The sequence below is a fragment of the Bradyrhizobium arachidis genome, assembly GCF_015291705.1.
Lineage (GTDB): Bacteria > Pseudomonadota > Alphaproteobacteria > Rhizobiales > Xanthobacteraceae > Bradyrhizobium > Bradyrhizobium arachidis.
In genome coordinates, this window is sequence record NZ_CP030050.1 from 6,235,730 (window position 1) to 6,253,252 (window position 17,523).

Sequence of the window (17,523 nt, forward strand, 5' to 3'; positions counted from 1 at the left end):
TTGGCTCTTTTTTCTGAACCGCACCGGCCTGATTGGCAAGCGCGGAAATATTCCGTCGGACGAGAGGGCAGCGGCTTGGCGCAACTCTCCCGCCCCGTCATCCTGAGGTGCGAGCGGCGCGACGCAAAGCATCGCGCCGCGAGCCTCGAAGGATGCACGGCCGAGCTGCATCGACACTCGCGCCGCGAGAGCCGGGCCGTCGTCCTTCGAGGCTCGCCGAAGAGGCTCGCACCTCAGGATGACGGTGACCCATTGCCCGTTTGCCTCGGCACCGCCATTGCGAATTCAGCGAAGCAATGACGAGCGACAGCAAAGTCCTAAAGGTGTTTTGCCCGACGGCGCAAGCGCCTTTCTTTTTATCAGAAGAGGCCTTCTTTTGAAAACAACCCCATGCACAGTAGAACGGTGGTTGATTTCAAAGAGGAAATTGTAGGGTGGGCTAGCCGAAGGCGTAACCCACCTCCTCAGTCGCTAGGCATGCAGAAGGGTGGGTTACGCTCACGCTAACCCACCCTACGGGACTGCCCTACTCGGCTGCAATCTGCCTTGGTGCCGGCGGCGGGCTCGCCAGATCCGCTGCGAGCTGGGCATAGCGGGCCTTGGCGTCTGCCACCGCCTTCTCCTTCACCGGACCGTAGCCGCGGATGCGGTCGGGCAGTGACAAGAGTTCAACCGCTGTATCGATCGTGACCGGCGACAGCAGGCCGAGCACGGTGGCGACGTCCTTCTCGTAGCCGGCGATCAGGTCGCGCTCGAGCTTGCGGTCGGCGCTGCGGCCGAAGATGTCGAGCGGGGTGCCGCGCAGGAATTTGAACTTTGCCAGCACGCGGAAGGCCTTCAGCATCCACGGGCCGAAGGCGCGCTTTTTCGGGCGGCCGAGCGCATCGACCCCGGATGCCAGGATCGGCGGGGCCAGGTTGAAGCTGAACTTGAAGTCGCCCTCGAACTGGTCGCGCAGCTGCTGCTCGAAAGCACCGTCGGTGAACAGGCGCGCGACTTCGTACTCGTCCTTGTAGGCCAGCAGCTTGGCGTAGTTCACCGCAACCGCGCGCGGCAGCGCTTCGTCATAGCCGCCCTGCTTGGCGGCATCGCGAACCTGGTCGATCAGCTTGCGATAGCGTTTGGCAAGGCGGCCGTTCTGGTAGGCGGTCAGGTGCTTGGCGCGATGCTCGATGACTTCGTCGAGTGTCATGGCATCGAGCGTCTTCGGCGCGACCACCTCGTCCGTGCCCTTCAGCATCTCGGCAAGGCGCGCGGGATCGGCGACTGCGAGGCGGCCGAGGCGGAAGGCCTCCTTGTTCATCTTGATCGAGACGCCGTTGACCTCGATCGCCTGCTCGATCGCTTCAGCCGACAGCGGCAGCAAGCCCTTCTGATAGGCGTAGCCCATCATCATCATGTTGGTGGCGATGCTGTCGCCGAGCAGCTGCTCGGCGGGCTTGGTGAAGTCGAAGAACGCCGAGTCCTTATGCAGCGCCGTCTCGAGCAAGCCGGTCAGCTTGCGGGTTTGGAAATTGAAGTCGCGGTTGAGGATGAAGTCAGCGGTGGGAATGACGTGGCTGTTGATGATGCCGCGGGTGCGGCTGGTATCACACAGCGAGATCGTGTCCTTGGCGACCGCGACCACCTCGTCGGCGGCGAGCACGAGATCGGCAGTGCCGGTGACGATGCGCGAGCAGGTCACCTCGGCCGGATGGTCCGACAGACGCACGTGGCTGAGCACCGCCCCGCCCTTTTGCGCGAGGCCCGACATGTCGAGGATCATCGAGGCCTTGCCCTCGATATGAGCGGCCATGCCAAGCAGCGCGCCGATCGTCAGCACGCCGGTGCCGCCGACACCGCCGACCGCGATGTTGTAGGGTTTTTCAAGCGTCGGGCGCGAAGCCGGCTCGGGCAGCGCACCGATATCGGCGAGCTCGGCCGGCGCGCGATGGCGCGGCGCCCCGCCATCGATGGTCACGAAGGACGGGCAGAAACCCTTGAGGCAGGAATAGTCCTTGTTGCAGGAGGACTGGTTGATGGCGCGCTTGCGGCCGAACTCGGTCTCCAGCGGCTCGACCGAAATGCAGTTCGACTGCACCGAGCAGTCGCCGCAGCCCTCGCAGACCGCCGGATTGATCATGACGCGGCGCGCCGGATCCTCCATCAGGCCGCGCTTGCGGCGGCGGCGCTTCTCGGCGGCGCAGGTTTGCACGAAGACGATCGCGGACGTGCCCTTGAACTCGCGGCACATCTTCATGACGTTCTGGAGCTCGTCGCGGTGATATTTCTTCACGCCGGGCGCGATGGTGTCGGCGGGATAGGCGTCGGGGTTTTCCGAGACGAGATAGATCTCGCGGATGCCCTCGGCGTGGAGCTGGGCCATGATCTTCTCGGGCGATAGATCACCGTCGTGACGCTGGCCGCCGGTCATGGCGACGGCGTCGTTGTAGAGGATCTTGTAGGTGATGTTGGCCTTGGAGGCGACCGCCTGGCGGATGGCGAGAATGCCGGAGTGGAAATAGGTGCCGTCGCCGAGGTTGGCGAAGATGTGGTTCTCGTTGGTGAAGGGCGCGATGCCGACCCACGGCACGCCCTCGCCGCCCATATGCGTGAAGGTCTCGGTCGAGCGGTCCATCCACAGCGCCATGAAGTGGCAGCCGATACCGGCGAGCGCGCGGCTGCCTTCGGGGACCTTTGTCGATGTGTTGTGGGGGCAGCCGGAGCAGAAATACGGGGTGCGGGAGACCGGCGCGACCGCCTGCATCTGGGTGGCCTGGCGGCCGTTGAACCAATCGGCCTTGGCGCGGAGCATCTCCGCGATCTCGGGGTTGAGATTAAGTCGAAGCAGGCGTTCGGTCAGTGAGGTCGCAAGCGAGGCGACGCTGAGCTCGGCGGCGAAAGTGAGGAAGCGCTTGTCGTGCTCGTCCATCTTGCCGACGATGCGCGGGCGCACGTCGTCGCGCCAGTTGAACAGCTCCTGCTTGACCTGGTTCTCGACGATCTCGCGGCGCTCCTCGACGATGAAGATCTCTTCGAGGCCGACGGCGAAGTTGCGCACGCCCTCCGGCTCCAGCGGCCAGGGCATGCCGATCTTGTAGAGGCGAAGGCCGATTTTTGCGGCAACCTCCTCGGTGATCCCCAGCTCGCGCAGTGCCTGTCGGACGTCCTCGTAGCTCTTGCCCGAGGCCATGATGCCGAAGCGGGCGTTCGGCGAGTCCATGGTGATGCGGTTGACCTTGTTGGCGCGCGCAAAGGCGATCGCGGCAAAGCCCTTGTAGTCCTGCAGGCGGCGGTCCTGCTCGAAGCGGTCGTCGGGCCAGCGCAGATTGAGCCCGCCGGGCGGCAGCTCGAAATCGGTCGGAATGATGAAGGGCTTCATCTCGTCGGTGAGATCGATCTCGGCGGTGGTCTCCACCGTCTCGGTGATCACCTTCATGCCGACCCAGCAGCCGGAGTAGCGCGACATCGCGATGCCGAGCAGGCCCATCTCGATCATCTCGTGGATGCTCGAGGGATAGAGATACGGCATCAGCGCCGAAATGAAGGCATGGTCGGACTGATGCGGGACGGTAGAAGACTTTGCGCCGTGGTCGTCGCCGGCCAGGCACAGCACGCCGCCGTTCTTGGCGGAGCCGGCGGCATTGCCGTGGCGGAACACGTCACCGCAGCGATCCACGCCGGGGCCCTTGCCGTACCAGATGCCGACCACACCGTCGTACTTGGCGCCTGGCGAGAGGTTGAGTTGCTGCGAGCCCCAGACGGCAGTCGCCGCCAGGTCCTCGTTCACGCCAGGCTGGAACTTGATGTTGTACTCTTCGAGATGCTTGCGGGCGGCGAAGAGCTGCTGGTCGTAGCCGCCGAGCGGCGAGCCGCGATAGCCGGAGATGAAGCCCGCTGTGTTGAGGCCGTTAGCGCGGTCGCGCCGGATCTGGGCCATGGGAAGGCGGACCAGGGCCTGGATGCCCGTGGTGAAGACATGTCCGGTTTGCTGGGTGTATTTTTGGTCAAGACTGATCGGACCCTGGTTGATTCCCATGCTGTCCTCGTTTTGCCGCCCTGTTCAGGCCCTTGTTGCTTTAGGTCGCTTAAGCCGTTGCTTGCCCGTTGTTTTTAGCTAGGGCGCGCCGACCACCTTCGCCACTCTATGTCGGATATTTCACGCTCCGCATCACAAATCTGGACCAAAGGGAGCGCCGGGTAAAAATCGCAATTTCGTGGCCGGAAGCACACCGGGGATTTTCAATTTGTGTCACCATACCCCCGTCGTCGCGAAATGAATCGATGCCCGATCCTACGGGATGCGGGCCATTGGTCGCAGGAGAGACCGGGCATGCGGACGATTCTGGCTGTGATCGCGTTGTGCAGTGCAGTTGCGAGCGCGGCTTTCGCCGCCGATCCATCGCCGGAGCTGATCGCCTATGGCAAGGCGCTGGTCGAGGCCGGCGGCTGCGGGGGCTGCCACACCGCCGATCCGGCGAAGCCGTTTGCGGGCGGCAAGCGCATCGACACGCCCTTCGGCGCGGTCTATGCGCCGAACCTGACGCCCGACCGCGACACCGGGATCGGCGCCTGGGCGGATGCCGATTTCACCCGCGCGCTCCGCACCGGCATCGCGCCTGACGGCTCGAACTATTATCCGGCGTTCCCCTATCCCTACTTCACGAAGATGACGAAGGACGACACGCTGGCGATCCGTGCCTATCTCGGAACGCTGGCACCGGTGGTGAACCGCAACAAGCCGCCGGAGCTGCGCTGGCCGTTCGGCTATCGCCGCCTGATGCGGGTCTGGAACGCCTTCTATTTCAAGCCCGGCCTGTTCGAGCCGGACCAGAGCCAAAGCGCGGCGTGGAACAGAGGCGGCTATCTCGTCACCGGGATCGCTCATTGCGGCGCCTGCCATACGCCGAAGAATTACTTCGGCGCGGACAAGCAGGCTCAGGTCCTCTCCGGCAACGAGGTCGGCGGCTGGTACGCGCCACGGCTCGACGGCGCCGCGCGCACCGGGCTGAAATCGTGGAGCGTCGAGGACATCACCGAGTATCTCCAGAGCGGACGTAACGCCAGGAGTCATGCCGATGGGCTGATGGCCGAGGTGGTCGTCAACTCGACCTCGAAGATGAGCGATGCCGACGTGACGGCGATCGCGGTCTATTTGAAGAGCCTGCCGCCGTCGCGGCGCGAGACCATCGTGACGCCGCCTGAGGATGCCGAGATGAAGGCCGGCCAGGCCGTCTACGCAAAGCTCTGCATCGCCTGTCACGAAGCCGACGGCTCCGGCGCGCCGCGGATCTATCCGCCGCTGCCGGGCAATGCGCTGCTGCAATCGGTCAACCCGTCCTCGACCTTGCGCCTCATCCTCGACGGCGCCCATACCGTGACGACACCGCGCGCGCCCAATACCGGCGAGATGCCGGCCTATGCCAAGCAGCTGTCGGACGAAGAGATCGCGGCGGTGACCAACCATATCCGCAATTCCTGGGGCAACGCGGCACCGCTGGTGACGCCGGCGCAGGTCGCGAAGGCAAGGAAGTGAGGGGCGAATGGGGAGTAGTGAGTGGCGAATGGCCAGATCTATTCGCCATTCGCCATTCGCGCGCGACAGCGCTTACCTCCCCTCGTCCTCCGTGAAGACGAATTTCGGCATCTCCCATTTGTAGCGCACCGCCAGCAGGCGGAAGCTGATGCCGAGGACGAAGGTCAGGATGGTCCAGAGCTCGGCGTTGAGCTTGAGGCCGAAGGCGGTGGCATAGAACAGACCGGTCACCACCGAGACGCTGGCATAGAGCTCGGAGCGGAACAGCAGCGGCACATCGTTGCACAGCACGTCGCGCAAGATGCCGCCGGCACAGCCCGTTACCATGCCGGAGACAATGACGATCGGCAGCGAGGCATCCATCTGCCAGGCGACGTCGCAACCGGCCATGGTGAAGACGACAAGGCCGATGGCATCGAGCACGATGAAGGCGACCTTGAGCCGGTGCACGAGGCGGGCGGTCAGGATGGTGAGGAAGGCAGCGCCGCCGGCGAGCGCGAGATAGATCGGGTGCTGCACCCAGACCAGCGGATAATGCCCGAGGAAGAGATCGCGCAGCGTGCCGCCACCGAGCGCGGTGATGCAGCCAAGGAAGCAGACCCCCAGCCAGTCCATGCTGCGGCGGCCGGCAGCGAGCGCGGCCGTCATGCCTTGCGCTGCGACCGCGACCAGCGACAGGAAATGCAGCACGCTATCGCTCGGCGGCAGGCTCCACATGATCTTGTTCCCTTCCTCCACTGGTGGAACTCACGCTTTCGGTTCCCCAGGCGAACAGGTTCCCGATTCCCGCAGCCGGGGCAACATGCGACGAAAGCATAAAGGAGGCGGAACGGAATCTCGCAGCTGAGGGTTGTCCCGGCGTCATAACCGAGGAGACCAATCGATGGCTGACGACCGTTTTCCCAACGATCCGTACCGCCCGAACCTCGCCGACGATGAGTATCTTCGCGCGGCGCGCCGGGATGCCGACCTTCAGGCGGATCCCGAGCTTGGCGAAGGCCCCGCCTCCAGCGGCAAGGTCGCGCTGTTCGCGGTGGCGATCGCCCTGGTGCTGGGCGCCGTGTTCTATGGCTTGAACAACACGACCACGGGCAACCAGGCGAGCAACACGCCGGCGACACAGACTGCGCAGCAGTCGCAGCCCGCCAATCCGGCTGCACCTCCCGGCATGCGCGACGTGACGCCGCGCAACAACGCCGCGCCGGGCGTGACCACGGGCGCCGCGCCGAGCAAGCCGGCCGCGCCGGCAGATACGCCTGCGGCAAAGCCAGCGCCGGATACGCAGACTCCGTCTGACGGCGCGAAGTAAGACGTAACACGATAGCTGTCGTCGCCCGGCTCGACCGGGCGACCCAGTACTACGAGACGGTTGTGATAGAGCCGAGAAGCCTCGGCGTACTGGATGCCCCGCCTTCGCGGAGCATGACACGAGAGGATGAGAGAGCGGCGGGACTCAACATCCCGCCGCTTTCGTTTGCCTTCAGCTGAACATCTTGTTGAGCTCGCCGCCGGAATAGCCGCTGCCGAGCTCTGCAAAAGTCCCCTTTTCCGCCATCTCCTTTGCGGCGCGCATGAAGCCGCCCCAGGCGGCGCGGGCGAGCGAGCCGCCGACGCTGATGCGGCGCACGCCGAGATCTTCGGCTTCCTTGAGCGACAGGCCGGGACCGCCGATCAGGAGGTTGAACGGCTTCGGTGCGACAGCCTTCACCACCGCGGCGATGTCCTCGCGTGTCTTCAGGCCCGGCGCGTAGAGGCAATCCGCGCCGGCGTCCGCATAGGCGGTCAGCCGGTCGATGACGAGCTTGAGGTCGGTCACGCCCCACAAATAGGCCTCGCAGCGGCCGACCAGCAGCGTGCCGCTGTCGCCGATCGCCTTGCGCGAGGCCTTGATGCGCTCGACCGCGAGCGCGCGCTCGTAGATCGGCTTGTCCTTGTCGCCGGTGGAATCCTCGATCGACAGGCCCGCGACGCCGGTGCGCACACCGCGCTCGACGTTGTCGGCGACCTTGTCCGGCTCGACGGCGAAGCCGCCCTCGAAATCCGCATTGACGGGAATGTCGACCGCCGAGCTCAATGCTGCCAGATGTTGACAGACGTCCTCGACGGTGACGTGATTGTCGGCCTTGCCGATGGTCCAGGCAAAGCCCGCGCTCGATGACGCGATCGCCTTGAAACCGAGATGCTGCAAGGCTTTCGCGCTGCCGACATCGACCGGATTGGGCAGGATGAAGCAGCCGCTCTCGTGCAGCTTCCTGAACGTCGCGCGCTTGTCAGCGGTCGTCACATGCATGTTTCTCTCCCTTGTTGGCCGCGCAGACATGGGGATGCGTCGCGGCCGGCGCTAGTGCGCGTCGTGCACCGCGCGGCTGTCCTTCGGCGCCTGCTCGCGATCATTCATGCCGTAGTCGCGGATGACGCTGGCGATGCGCAGGTGATAGTCGGCGAAGATCTGCGCCCTGCCCTTGGCCTGGGTGCGGCGATGCTCCATCGTGTTGCGCCAGGCCTGGACGGCGGCCTCGTCCCGCCAGAACGAGACCGACAGGATCTTGCCCTTCTCGGTCAGGCTCTCGAAGCGCTCGACCGAGATGAAGCCGTCGATGGTTTGCAGGAGCGGCTTCAGATCGGCGGCGAGATCGAAATAGTCCTGGCGATGTTCCGGCTTGGGCCAGACCTCGAAAATCACGGCGATCATGGGCGTCTCCTTAGCGTTGGTGGCCTACACTACCACCTTGCGCAGGAACGTGCGCTCCTCCGCGAGGATGAATTTGTTCTCCTCGGCGAAATGGAAGTTCGCCATTCCCTCCGCATCCTGCCGCAGCCGCGCGCGATAGGCCTCGTAGGCGGCAAGGCTCTCGAAGGTGATCAGCGCGAACGCGGTGTTGTTGGTGCCCTCATGCGGCATGAAATAGCCAATGAGGTCGCCGCCGCATTTCGGGATGATGGTGAGCCAGCGCTTTGAATATTCCTCGAACTGCGCGCGCTTGAACGGATCGAGCTGGTAACGGATGAAGACGGTGACGGACATGGTGGTCTCCTGATTTGTCTTCGTCATTGCGAGCGCTGGTCTCGTAGGGTGGGCAAAGCGAAGCGTGCCCACGTCCTTTGTCCGCAACGACGATTGGTGGGCACGTCGCTACGCTCCTTTGCCCACCCTACGGCGCTGGATTGCTTCGCTCGCAATGACGACGTAGTGAGAAGCTACGCCCTTGCCCGACCACAATGCTTCGGCTACCATCGAAGCATGAAATCAGGTCCCGACATCGCCATGGTCGCCTCGCTGGTCGGCGATCCCGCCCGCGCCAACATGCTCACGGCGCTGATGAACGGCCGCGCGCTCACCGCAAGCGAGCTCGCGCAGGAGGCCGGCATCACGCCGCAGACTGCGAGCTCGCATCTGGCAAAGCTCGAGGCCGGCGGCCTCGTCGAGCCGGAGAAGCAGGGCCGGCACCGCTACTACCGTCTCACCGACGACGACGTCGCCGGCGTGCTCGAGGGCCTTGCGGGCCTTGCCGCGCGCACCGGCCATATGCGCGTGCGCACCGGTCCGAAGGATCCGGCGCTGCGGCGTGCGCGGATCTGCTACGATCACCTTGCCGGCGATCTCGGCGTGCAGATGCTCGACACCATGCGCGAGCGAAATCTGGTCAGGCAGAAGAAGCAGGAGATCGAGCTGACGGCCGACGGCGAGCGCTTCCTCGCCAAGAATTTGCAGATCTCGCCCGACATGCTCAGCCATCCGCGCCGTCCGGTCTGCAAGGCCTGCCTCGACTGGAGCGAGCGGCGCCACCATCTCGCTGGCACGCTGGGCGCGGCAATGATGCAGCGGTTCGCGGAATTGAAATGGGCCGCGCGCGATCCCACGCCCGGCAGCCGCGTCGTGAATTTCACTCGCACCGGCGAGAAGCAGTTCGCGGCGCTGTTCGGGAATGGGAAGGACTAGTCACGCAACCGTCGTGAAATCACACGTTCGCGTGTGAACTCTCACTTCCATCATGGCCGGGCTTGACCCGGCCATCCACGCGTTTATGGGCACGGTCATTCCGGGGCGGCTCATCAGAGCCGAACCCGGAATCTCGAGGTTCCGGGTTCGACGCTTCGCATCGCCCCGGAACGACATTGTCAAACACGAGACCCCAATGACCCGCCTCCTCTTCCCGGCCGCGCTCGCCGCTGCCCTCCTCGTCCCACTCTCCTTTGCCTCAGCCGCCGACACGCCCCAACGCGAACCCTACGGCGTCGCGCTCGAAGGCTTTGCCTATCCCTACCCCGTGCACCTGCTCCCCGTCGTCAACGACGGCGAGCAGCTCAGCATGGCCTATATGGACGTCGCACCCGCGCAAGCAAATGGCCGCACCGTCGTGCTGCTACACGGGCGCAATTTCCCGTCGAGCTACTGGGCGCCTGTCGTCAAGATGTTGAGCGAGGCCGGCTATCGTGTCGTGGTGCCGGACCAGATCGGCTTCGGCAAGTCCTCCAAGCCGACGGGCGAGCTGCATTTCGACAATCTGGCGCGCAACACGATCGCGCTGCTCGATCATCTCAAGATCGACAAGGCAGATGTCGTCGCCCATTCGCTCGGCGGCATGCTCGGCGTGCGCATCGCCCGCGCCTATCCGGACCGCGTCGCCCATCTGGTGCTGACCGCGCCGATCGGGCTCGAGGACTACCGCCTCTACGTGCCGCCGACGCCGACCGAGAAGATCATCGAGACCGAGGACAAGCTCACCGCCGACGGCTACCGCAAGCAGCTCCAGACCAACTACGCGATCAAGCTGCCGCCGGACGCGATCACGCCGTTCATCGACGCCCGCTTCAACATCAAGGGCAGCCCGGATTATCCGCGCTGGCTGCGCGCCTTCGTCTCGTCCGGCCAGATGATCTATCGCGAGCCGGTGGCGCACGAGATCCCGCTCATCACCGCGCCGACGCTGTTCATCATGGGCGCCGACGACCACAACGCGCCGGGCCGGCCACTCGCGCCCGAGGCGTTGCGCGCCAAGATGGGGCAGAACGCCGAGCTCGCCAAGCAGCTCGCCACGAAGATGCCGAATGCGCGGGCCGAGGTGATCCCGGACACCGGCCACCTCGTCTTCCTGGAGGCGCCCGAGAAGTACAGGGAGCTGGTGTTGGGCTTTCTCGGCCGCTAAAGCATGATCCGGAAAAGTGCGAAGCGGTTTTCCGGAAAGATCATGCGTAAACAACAACCTAAAGCGCGATGACGATTCATCCAGATCTCATCGCGCTTAGCGACAGATGAGTGTCGCCTCAAGCAGCATGCAGGGAACGTTCATGCCGCATTCAGGTCATGATTGGCAGGTTTGCATCGCGATGCACGTTGCTTCCCCGATTTAACGTGTCGAATCGTGTCTTTTGATTCATTGTGCGCCGCAAGCGCCAAGCCCTGAAGATTCGCCCCCCCAAAGCCCTGCCCCAAGGACGAGAAGGAAGACCAAATGAAATATCTCTTCGCCGCCGTCATGCTCGCCAGCGCGGTCGTTGGTTTCAGCGAGGCGGCCAGCGCTGCTGGCGGCTGCGGCCCCGGCTGGTATCGCGGCCCCTATGGCGGCTGCCGTCCGATGGCCGCACGTGGGCCGGTCGTCGTCGTGCCGGCGCCCGCACCCGTCGTCGTGGTGCGCCCGCGCGTTTGCCCCTATGGCTTCCGCTGGTGGGGTGGCCGCTGCCGTCCGATCTGATCTCGTCTTTTCGCACTGCGAAGTGGCCGCGCAGGACAGCCTGCGCGGCCACTTTGTTTTTGAAGGCCCTTCGACCCATCATCTCACCACGGCGTCGAATCAAAACGGGGACCGCGAACCGCGATCCCCGTTCAAGGCCTGGCTTGCGCGAAGCTTACCAATGATGACGACGCCAGTGTCGGCGACGCCAGCCCCAGTGACGGTGACGCCAGCCCCAATGGCGGTGATGCCAATGGCCGTGACCATGGCCCCAGCGAACCTGCTCGGGCTTGAGCTGCGCGGCTTCATCGCTGGTGGTGACGGCGGGATGGGCGTCGGGATTGCCTTCCGGCATGCGCGCCGGGCCAACCGGCTGCGGCGACAATGGCGCGGCATGCGCGGTCGCTGCGAAGGCAGCGGCGCCCGCCGTCACACCCAATGCAAGTTTCAAAAAGTTCCGACGCTCCATGACATATCCTCTGGTCTTTCGCGCAAGTGATGCAGAGGAAGTGTCGCGGTCACGACATGAACCAGAGCTGAATCGCGCATTCAGGTTCGTTGCGAACGTGACAGGATTTGCAGACCTACTTCACAAACTCCTGCGCCAGCACCAGCGTCTCGCGCGAGCGCTTCACATCGGGCCAGTCCCGCTTGAAATCGGCGACGAGCTGCTTCAGAGCATCGCCCTTCAGCATCGCCGCGAGCGCTGCTTCGTCGTCGAACTGATACATGGCCTGGTGCAGCGAGGGATCGTCCAGGCTCCAGAACCGCCAGGCTTTGCTCACGCCGAACGCCTTCACCGCGTCGGGCACATGCTCGGTCTCGTACCACCGGTCGAAGGCGGCGCGCTTGTCGGCATCGGCGACGATGGCGCGGACGACGAAGTAGGCAGCGGGCATCGGGTTTCCTCCTGTTGTTTGGCCTCAGCATAGACGGTTATAGTGGCGGCAACAAAAAGCCCGCGCGGCGGATTTTACGCTGCGCCTACCTAAGGGAAGGAACGGCCATGCGCAGGATCATCTCGGGTCTCGTTGCGATCACCTGCCTGTGGCCGGCGGTATCAGTCGCCGAAATCGTACGCTTCGATGTTCTGGAACGCGTGCCCGCCTTTGACGGGCGCAGCTTTGGCAATGTCGGCACCTATGAACGCATCACCGCGCGCGCGACCTTCGCGCTCAACCCGGCCGACGATCGCAATGCCGTCATCACCGACCTTGCGCTCGCGCCGCGCAATGCCGACGGCAAGGTCGAGGCCACCGCCGACGTCGTGATCCTCAGGCCCAGCGATCCCACGCATGGCAACGGCACGCTGCTGCTGGAGGTGCCCAATCGCGGCCGCAAGCTGGCGCCCCAACTGTTCGACGATTCCGCCCAGCCCGGCGCCAACAATGCCGACAAGGCCGAGGATGCCGGCATCGGCTTCCTGCATCGCCAAGGTTTTACGATGGTCTGGGTCGGCTGGCAGGGCGACATTCCCTCCAAGCCCGGCCAGATGGCGCTGGCCGCACCGGTGATCAAGAACATCAGTGGTCCCGCGCGCGAAGAATTCGTCTTCGACAACACGACCAATCCCGCGCGTGCCACGCTGACCTGGCCGGCGGCTGAGGCCGCCAACCTCCACGTCACCGTGCGCGCCGCCTGGGCCGATGCGCGGCAGACGCCATCAGGCCTTTCGGCAAAACTCGTCGATCCCACTGCGGTGGAGATCACGCGCCCTGATGGCTTTGATGCCGGCGCGCTCTACGAGATCACCTACACCGCGCGCGATCCGGTGCCGCTCGGCATGGGCTATGCCGCGGTGCGCGACGTCGTCAGCTTCCTCCGCCATGACGAGACGCAGGCCAACCCGCTGCTCAATGGTTTGCATCCATCGGTGAGCCGCGCGATCGGCTTCGGCGTCTCGCAATCCGGCCGCTTCCTGCGCGACTTCCTCTATCTCGGCTTCAACGAGGACCTATCGGGCCGCACCGTGTTCGACGGATTGATGCCGCATGTCGCGGGCACGCGGCGGATGGCGACCAACGTCCGCTTCGGCCAGCCCGGCCGCAACCCGCGCCATCTCCAGGACCCGGCCTGGCAGGCCGATCTCTTCCCGTTCACCTATGCGAGCCTCAGCGATCCCTATTCGGGCAAGACCGACGGCCTGCTCCGCCGCTGCTCGCTCTCGGCGACCTGCCCGAAGGTGATGCAGACCGACAGCGAGCACGAATGGTGGGCCTCGCACGCTTCGCTCCTGGTCACCGATCTCGCCGGCAACCATCTCGATCTTCCCGACAATGTCCGCGCCTACATGATCTCGGGCACGCCGCATTTTGCGGAAGCCGCCGACGTGATGAAGAAGGGCGTGCCGGCGATGTCGCTGCCGCAGAACCCTGTTCATGCGGGCATGCCGATGCGCGCGCTGCTCACCGACCTCAATGCCTGGATCAGCGACGGCGTCAGGCCGCCGGCAAGCCGCGTCCCCATGCGCGCCCACGGCACGCTCGTGCCGGCGCAAGGCGCCGTGCCCACCGATATCCCCGGCCTGCCCTATGCCGGCATCCACACGCTCGCCGCCTTCTCCGACCAGAGCGTGCTGCCGCCGAAGGAGATCAGCCGCTATCCCGTGTTCGTGCCGAAGGCGGATGATGACGGCATGGCCATCGCAGGCATCCGCCAGCTCGCTCTCGCCGTCCCGCGTGCGACCTACACGGCATGGAATCCGCGCGCGCAGGGGTTTGGGCCGACAGCGCTCTATCCATTGCAAGGCGCGGTGGTGCCGTTCGCGCCGACGGAAGCCGCGCGGAAGGAAGTGCATGATCCCAGGCTGTCGATTGCGGAGCGCTATGCCGACGACGGCGCGTATGTCGCCGCGGTGAAGCGCGAGGCAGCGCGGCAGGTGGCGGAGCGGATTTTGCTGCCGGAGGATGCCGAACGCGCGGTGGAGGCCGCGAAGCAAGGCAAGCTGGCGAAGCTTGGGCCATGAGCACCGGCCCGTAGGATGGGTAGAGCGCAGCGAAACCCATCATTCCACCCGCGGGAATAGCGTTGATGGGTTTCGCTTCGCTCTACCCATCCTACGAGATCGCCTTTTTTTCTGTCCCCGCTGTCGGAACGTCCGCTCCTCATCCGTCCTATGCCCAGACAACACGGAGCCCCCACATGCCCAATCTCATCCTCACCACCTTCGACTGGGTTCCCGAGATGCCCCGCGGCTTCGTGCGCGACCTTCGTGTACGCTGGGCGCTGGAAGAAGCAGCCCTGCCCTACCGCGTCGCGAGCGTGCCGTTCAACCCGCGCGATGCCGCGCACTTCGCGCATCAGCCGTTCGGCCAGGTGCCGTGGCTGACCGACGGCGACCTCTCGATCTTCGAGAGCGGCGCGATCCTGCTGCATCTGGGTCAGCGCAACCCCGAACTGATGCCGACCGATCCCCGCGGCCGTAACGAAGCGATGGAGTGGGTGTTCGCCGCGCTTAATTCGGTGGAGATGCCGGCCCTGCCCTGGACGATGTTCAAGTTCACCGGCAGTTTCGATGGCTCGCCTGCCGTGAAGTTCGTCGACGACTTCCTGAAACTCCGCCTCAAGCACATGGAGACGGTGCTTGCGACGCGCGAATGGCTGGCGGGGTCCTTTTCCGTCGCCGACATCCTGATGTCGGACGTGCTGCGCGTCGTCGATAAGTTCGGCGGCTTGTCGGAGCACCCGGCCTGCCGCGACTACGTCGCGCGCGCCACGGCTCGCCCGGCGTTCGCCAAAGCCCACGCCGACCAGCTGGCGCATTTTGCCGCGGCCGATGCGGCGCGACGATAGAACGGAACAGCTCGTAGCTCTCAGGATGGGTGAAGCGAAGCCGTAACCCACCTGGGTCTGCCCGAACGAATGGAGACGTGGTGGGTTACGCTGGCGCTAACCCACCCTAAAGCGCGATGGCATGAAGATGAATCACCATCGCGCTTTAGGTTATTGTTTGAGCACGATCTTTTCGGAAAACCGCTACGCACTTTTCCGGATCATGCTCTGCGCACCTCTACGCCTCGCCGCTTCACACCAACTTCATTGGCGCATCGCCTTGCGGTTCCCGCGCACGCGGCGTAGCCTTCCACCACAGGTAGCTCGTTCGAAAGTGATCTGTCGGGTTCGGCCTAGCAGGAGGAAGCGATGGTGGACCAGGTCTCATCTCAGGTCTCATCTCAGGTCTCGTGGCAGCTTTCCGGTGACTATTTCGAAAATTGCAGTTGCAGCATTGTGTGCCCGTGCCTCGTGTCCGCGGCTGCCCCGCTGACCGCGCGACCGACCGAGGGCTTCTGCAACGTGCCGCTGATCTTCCACATCGAGACCGGCCGTTACGGCGACGTCGCACTCGACGGACTGAACGTCCTAGTCATTCTCCATGCGCCCGGAGTCATGGCTGACGGGGACTGGTCGCAGGCCACCTATGTCGATCAGAGCGCCGACGACCAGCAGACCGAGGCGCTGGCTGCGATCTTCAGCGGCGCGGCCGGTGGTCCCATGGCCGCGTTCGTACCGCTGATCAGCAAGAACCTCGGCGTGAAGAAGGTCCCGATCTCATTCCGGATCGACGGCAAGACGCGGTCCGCGGAAATCCCGGGCATTCTCCAGATGTCCGTCGAGCCGTTGCCGACCATGCACCCGAGCGGCGAAATGTGGGCCAACATCGGTCACCCCGTCAGTCCCGACAGGATGGTGATGGCGGTCGGCGCCGCCGGCAATACCTACAGCGATCATGGCATGCGCTGGGACAATTCCGGCAGGAACGGCCTCTATGCGCCGATCCAGTGGTCGAACCAGGCTTGATGCCGCTCCTGATGTGACGGTCTGCGGGAAGGCCGGCAACACGCATCACAAATGACCGACAGCGCTCTCGAAACTGTGCTGCGCCACGACCGCTGGATCGTCGGCAGCGCGATCCTGATCATCGTCGTGCTGGCATGGGCCTATGTGCTCTGGCTCGCCAACGACATGGACATGGGCGGCATGGACATGACCGGCTTCCGCATGATTCCGGCGGGGATCGGCATCATGTTGCCCGCCAGCGAGCCGTGGCGAACGATCGAGTTCGCCTACGTGTTCCTGATGTGGGCGGTGATGATGGTCGGAATGATGGCGCCCTCGGCCGCGCCCATGATCCTCATGTACGCCAGCGTCGGCCGGCGGGCGAAGGCACAGGCCAAACCGTTCGCGGCAACCGGGTGGTTTGCCGCCGGTTATCTCCTCGCCTGGACCGGCTTTTCACTTGTCGCAACCCTTCTGCAGTGGGTGATCGATCGCGCAGCCCTTCTCGACTCCCGGATGACGCTCGCCAGCAACCTCGTCGGCGCAATCGTGCTGATCGTGGTCGGCATCTATCAATGGACGCCATTCAAGGACGTCTGCCTCGTCCAATGCCAGTCGCCGTTCCTGTTCCTGATGCGCCACGGCGGCTTTCGCGACACGCCGCGAGGCTGCCTGCTGCTGGGACTTCGGCACGGAAGCTATTGTGTCGGCTGCTGCTGGCTCTTGATGGCACTCCTGTTCATCGGCGGCGTGATGAACGTGCTCTGGATCGCGCTGTTGGCGCTGCTCGTTCTATTGGAGAAGCTGACGCCGGCCGGACGATGGATCGCGCGCGCTGCTGGCATTGCATGTGTGGCCGCGGGCGTTTGGCTGCTGACGTCCTCGCTGCGGTGATGCGTTGCGCGCGAGACATTCAGCGCACCATTAACCCGTTGTTATCCATGTCCCCACCACCGCCGGAACGAAGCAATTTGCTTCAAATTATTCCTGCCAGAGGTGACACATGGCCCGCATCGACTATCTCAAAGAGCAGGTTGCACGCGCCGAACGCCTGGCGAAGACCATCCTCGACCAGGAAACCGTGGAGCGGCTGCAAACCTTCGCCGCCGAATGCCGCGCGGAATTGATGGTGCTGACGCTGCGCCCTGCAGCGTGACGCGGTGCGTCACATCAGCTTCAGCGGTGCATCGGCGACCAGGCGCAGATCGATCGTTCCAATCAGCGCCGCGCGCCGCGCCTCCGCAGCACTGATCGCCTCGTCCGTCTGCCGCAACGTGCTGATGTTCGAGCCGAGCGACACGATCCCGCCCAGCACCAGCGCGATCGATCCGAGCGCGGCGGTTTGGCCAGTCCCGAACAGCCCGAGGATCGTGATCAGCAGCAGCGCAGCACCGCTGCCGATGGCGATCTTGGAGGCCAGGATATACTTCCGGCATCGCTCGGCGATCTCGGCTAGCCGCTCGATCCGGTCTTCGATGTCGGAGATTTCGTCGGTCGGATCGTCTTCGGTCATTGGGTTTTGATCAAGGATGCCGGATCAGAAACGAACCTGGTAGCCCG

The 17,523-nt window shown here is 64.5% G+C and carries 18 protein-coding genes; 10 read left to right on the plus strand and 8 right to left on the minus strand.

What is annotated here, in order from left to right; translation table 11 throughout:
* Window positions 1-526 precede the first annotated feature (526 nt).
* Window positions 527-4,018 (minus strand): indolepyruvate ferredoxin oxidoreductase family protein, encoded by a 3,492-nt coding sequence (locus tag WN72_RS29090; RefSeq protein WP_092219115.1) that lies wholly within the window; start codon window positions 4,016-4,018, stop codon window positions 527-529.
* A 294-nt stretch (window positions 4,019-4,312) separates the two neighbouring features.
* On the opposite strand from WN72_RS29090, the gene WN72_RS29095 reads away from it, so the two are divergent.
* Complete coding sequence (locus WN72_RS29095) at window positions 4,313-5,515, plus strand: c-type cytochrome (protein ID WP_092219112.1); 1,203 nt, start codon at window positions 4,313-4,315, stop codon at window positions 5,513-5,515.
* A 72-nt stretch (window positions 5,516-5,587) separates the two neighbouring features.
* Here the strand turns inward: WN72_RS29095 and WN72_RS29100 are convergent, their stop codons facing one another.
* Entirely contained in the window at window positions 5,588-6,232 is a 645-nt protein-coding gene (locus tag WN72_RS29100; RefSeq protein ID WP_027564362.1) for a trimeric intracellular cation channel family protein, read from the minus strand.
* A 166-nt stretch (window positions 6,233-6,398) separates the two neighbouring features.
* Here WN72_RS29100 and WN72_RS29105 point away from each other — a divergent pair, with 166 nt between their 5' ends.
* Window positions 6,399-6,824, plus strand: a complete 426-nt coding sequence (locus tag WN72_RS29105; RefSeq protein WP_027564363.1) for a hypothetical protein — start codon at window positions 6,399-6,401, stop codon at window positions 6,822-6,824.
* Window positions 6,825-6,995: 171 nt separating this feature from the next.
* Here WN72_RS29105 and WN72_RS29110 read toward each other — a convergent pair whose 3' ends face one another.
* Genes WN72_RS29110 through WN72_RS29120 form a run of 3 tightly spaced genes read right to left on the minus strand, consistent with a single transcriptional unit; the run spans window position 6,996 to window position 8,540 of the window.
* A complete protein-coding gene (locus WN72_RS29110; protein WP_027564364.1) occupies window positions 6,996-7,805 on the minus strand; it encodes an isocitrate lyase/PEP mutase family protein in 810 nt (269 codons plus the stop codon).
* Between the two features lie 51 nt (window positions 7,806-7,856).
* Window positions 7,857-8,207 (minus strand): antibiotic biosynthesis monooxygenase family protein, encoded by a 351-nt coding sequence (locus WN72_RS29115; RefSeq protein WP_092219111.1) that lies wholly within the window; start codon window positions 8,205-8,207, stop codon window positions 7,857-7,859.
* A gap of 24 nt (window positions 8,208-8,231) precedes the next feature.
* Window positions 8,232-8,540: an NIPSNAP family protein gene (locus WN72_RS29120; protein ID WP_092219126.1), complete on the minus strand. Its 309-nt coding sequence runs from the start codon at window positions 8,538-8,540 to the stop codon at window positions 8,232-8,234.
* Between the two features lie 216 nt (window positions 8,541-8,756).
* Between WN72_RS29120 and WN72_RS29125 the strand changes: the two genes are divergently transcribed.
* The 3 genes from WN72_RS29125 to WN72_RS29135 all read left to right on the plus strand — a co-directional run bounded on the left by WN72_RS29125 (window position 8,757) and on the right by WN72_RS29135 (window position 11,208).
* The gene (locus WN72_RS29125; protein ID WP_167381092.1) at window positions 8,757-9,455 is read left to right on the plus strand and encodes an ArsR family transcriptional regulator; all 699 of its coding nucleotides are present in this window, start codon (window positions 8,757-8,759) and stop codon (window positions 9,453-9,455) included.
* Window positions 9,456-9,651: 196 nt separating this feature from the next.
* Window positions 9,652-10,662, plus strand: a complete 1,011-nt coding sequence (locus tag WN72_RS29130) for an alpha/beta fold hydrolase (RefSeq protein WP_167381091.1) — start codon at window positions 9,652-9,654, stop codon at window positions 10,660-10,662.
* Window positions 10,663-10,968: 306 nt separating this feature from the next.
* On the plus strand, window positions 10,969-11,208 hold the full coding sequence (locus WN72_RS29135) for a GCG_CRPN prefix-to-repeats domain-containing protein (RefSeq protein WP_027564369.1): 240 nt from the start codon (window positions 10,969-10,971) through the stop codon (window positions 11,206-11,208).
* Window positions 11,209-11,362: 154 nt separating this feature from the next.
* Here WN72_RS29135 and WN72_RS29140 read toward each other — a convergent pair whose 3' ends face one another.
* Together WN72_RS29140 and WN72_RS29145 are read right to left on the minus strand one after the other, a co-directional pair.
* The gene (locus tag WN72_RS29140) at window positions 11,363-11,656 is read right to left on the minus strand and encodes a twin-arginine translocation signal domain-containing protein (RefSeq protein ID WP_092219122.1); all 294 of its coding nucleotides are present in this window, start codon (window positions 11,654-11,656) and stop codon (window positions 11,363-11,365) included.
* Between the two features lie 115 nt (window positions 11,657-11,771).
* On the minus strand, window positions 11,772-12,086 hold the full coding sequence (locus WN72_RS29145) for a hypothetical protein (RefSeq protein ID WP_027564371.1): 315 nt from the start codon (window positions 12,084-12,086) through the stop codon (window positions 11,772-11,774).
* 107 nt (window positions 12,087-12,193) lie between these two features.
* Between WN72_RS29145 and WN72_RS29150 the strand changes: the two genes are divergently transcribed.
* The 5 genes from WN72_RS29150 to WN72_RS29170 all read left to right on the plus strand — a co-directional run bounded on the left by WN72_RS29150 (window position 12,194) and on the right by WN72_RS29170 (window position 17,119).
* Window positions 12,194-14,152 carry an alpha/beta hydrolase domain-containing protein gene (locus WN72_RS29150; RefSeq protein WP_092219108.1) on the plus strand — a complete coding sequence of 653 codons (1,959 nt, stop codon included), beginning with the start codon at window positions 12,194-12,196 and terminating at the stop codon, window positions 14,150-14,152.
* Between the two features lie 176 nt (window positions 14,153-14,328).
* Complete coding sequence (locus tag WN72_RS29155) at window positions 14,329-14,979, plus strand: glutathione S-transferase family protein (RefSeq protein WP_027564373.1); 651 nt, start codon at window positions 14,329-14,331, stop codon at window positions 14,977-14,979.
* A gap of 348 nt (window positions 14,980-15,327) precedes the next feature.
* A complete protein-coding gene (locus WN72_RS29160) occupies window positions 15,328-15,984 on the plus strand; it encodes a DUF1326 domain-containing protein (RefSeq protein ID WP_092219106.1) in 657 nt (218 codons plus the stop codon).
* A gap of 51 nt (window positions 15,985-16,035) precedes the next feature.
* Window positions 16,036-16,857, plus strand: coding sequence for a DUF2182 domain-containing protein (locus tag WN72_RS29165; RefSeq protein WP_092219104.1), 822 nt, complete (start codon window positions 16,036-16,038; stop codon window positions 16,855-16,857).
* A gap of 109 nt (window positions 16,858-16,966) precedes the next feature.
* Window positions 16,967-17,119 carry a hypothetical protein gene (locus WN72_RS29170; protein WP_167336495.1) on the plus strand — a complete coding sequence of 51 codons (153 nt, stop codon included), beginning with the start codon at window positions 16,967-16,969 and terminating at the stop codon, window positions 17,117-17,119.
* 9 nt (window positions 17,120-17,128) lie between these two features.
* Here the strand turns inward: WN72_RS29170 and WN72_RS29175 are convergent, their stop codons facing one another.
* The gene (locus WN72_RS29175; RefSeq protein ID WP_027564376.1) at window positions 17,129-17,476 is read right to left on the minus strand and encodes a hypothetical protein; all 348 of its coding nucleotides are present in this window, start codon (window positions 17,474-17,476) and stop codon (window positions 17,129-17,131) included.
* Window positions 17,477-17,523 lie beyond the last annotated feature (47 nt).

Bases quoted from the DNA above. Each gene is read 5' to 3' on its own strand.
- WN72_RS29175 (WP_027564376.1), bottom strand. From the start codon at position 17,476: ATGACCGAAGACGATCCGACCGACGAAATCTCCGACATCGAAGACCGG.
- WN72_RS29115 (WP_092219111.1), bottom strand. From the start codon at position 8,207: ATGATCGCCGTGATTTTCGAGGTCTGGCCCAAGCCGGAACATCGCCAG.
- WN72_RS29130 (WP_167381091.1), top strand. From the start codon at position 9,652: ATGACCCGCCTCCTCTTCCCGGCCGCGCTCGCCGCTGCCCTCCTCGTC.
- WN72_RS29170 (WP_167336495.1), top strand. From the start codon at position 16,967: ATGGCCCGCATCGACTATCTCAAAGAGCAGGTTGCACGCGCCGAACGC.
- WN72_RS29105 (WP_027564363.1), top strand. From the start codon at position 6,399: ATGGCTGACGACCGTTTTCCCAACGATCCGTACCGCCCGAACCTCGCC.
- WN72_RS29095 (WP_092219112.1), top strand. From the start codon at position 4,313: ATGCGGACGATTCTGGCTGTGATCGCGTTGTGCAGTGCAGTTGCGAGC.
- WN72_RS29165 (WP_092219104.1), top strand. From the start codon at position 16,036: ATGACCGACAGCGCTCTCGAAACTGTGCTGCGCCACGACCGCTGGATC.
- WN72_RS29150 (WP_092219108.1), top strand. From the start codon at position 12,194: ATGCGCAGGATCATCTCGGGTCTCGTTGCGATCACCTGCCTGTGGCCG.
- WN72_RS29160 (WP_092219106.1), top strand. From the start codon at position 15,328: ATGGTGGACCAGGTCTCATCTCAGGTCTCATCTCAGGTCTCGTGGCAG.
- WN72_RS29125 (WP_167381092.1), top strand. From the start codon at position 8,757: ATGAAATCAGGTCCCGACATCGCCATGGTCGCCTCGCTGGTCGGCGAT.
- WN72_RS29140 (WP_092219122.1), bottom strand. From the start codon at position 11,656: ATGGAGCGTCGGAACTTTTTGAAACTTGCATTGGGTGTGACGGCGGGC.
- WN72_RS29135 (WP_027564369.1), top strand. From the start codon at position 10,969: ATGAAATATCTCTTCGCCGCCGTCATGCTCGCCAGCGCGGTCGTTGGT.
- WN72_RS29155 (WP_027564373.1), top strand. From the start codon at position 14,329: ATGCCCAATCTCATCCTCACCACCTTCGACTGGGTTCCCGAGATGCCC.
- WN72_RS29145 (WP_027564371.1), bottom strand. From the start codon at position 12,086: ATGCCCGCTGCCTACTTCGTCGTCCGCGCCATCGTCGCCGATGCCGAC.
- WN72_RS29100 (WP_027564362.1), bottom strand. From the start codon at position 6,232: ATGTGGAGCCTGCCGCCGAGCGATAGCGTGCTGCATTTCCTGTCGCTG.
- WN72_RS29120 (WP_092219126.1), bottom strand. From the start codon at position 8,540: ATGTCCGTCACCGTCTTCATCCGTTACCAGCTCGATCCGTTCAAGCGC.
- WN72_RS29090 (WP_092219115.1), bottom strand. From the start codon at position 4,018: ATGGGAATCAACCAGGGTCCGATCAGTCTTGACCAAAAATACACCCAG.
- WN72_RS29110 (WP_027564364.1), bottom strand. From the start codon at position 7,805: ATGCATGTGACGACCGCTGACAAGCGCGCGACGTTCAGGAAGCTGCAC.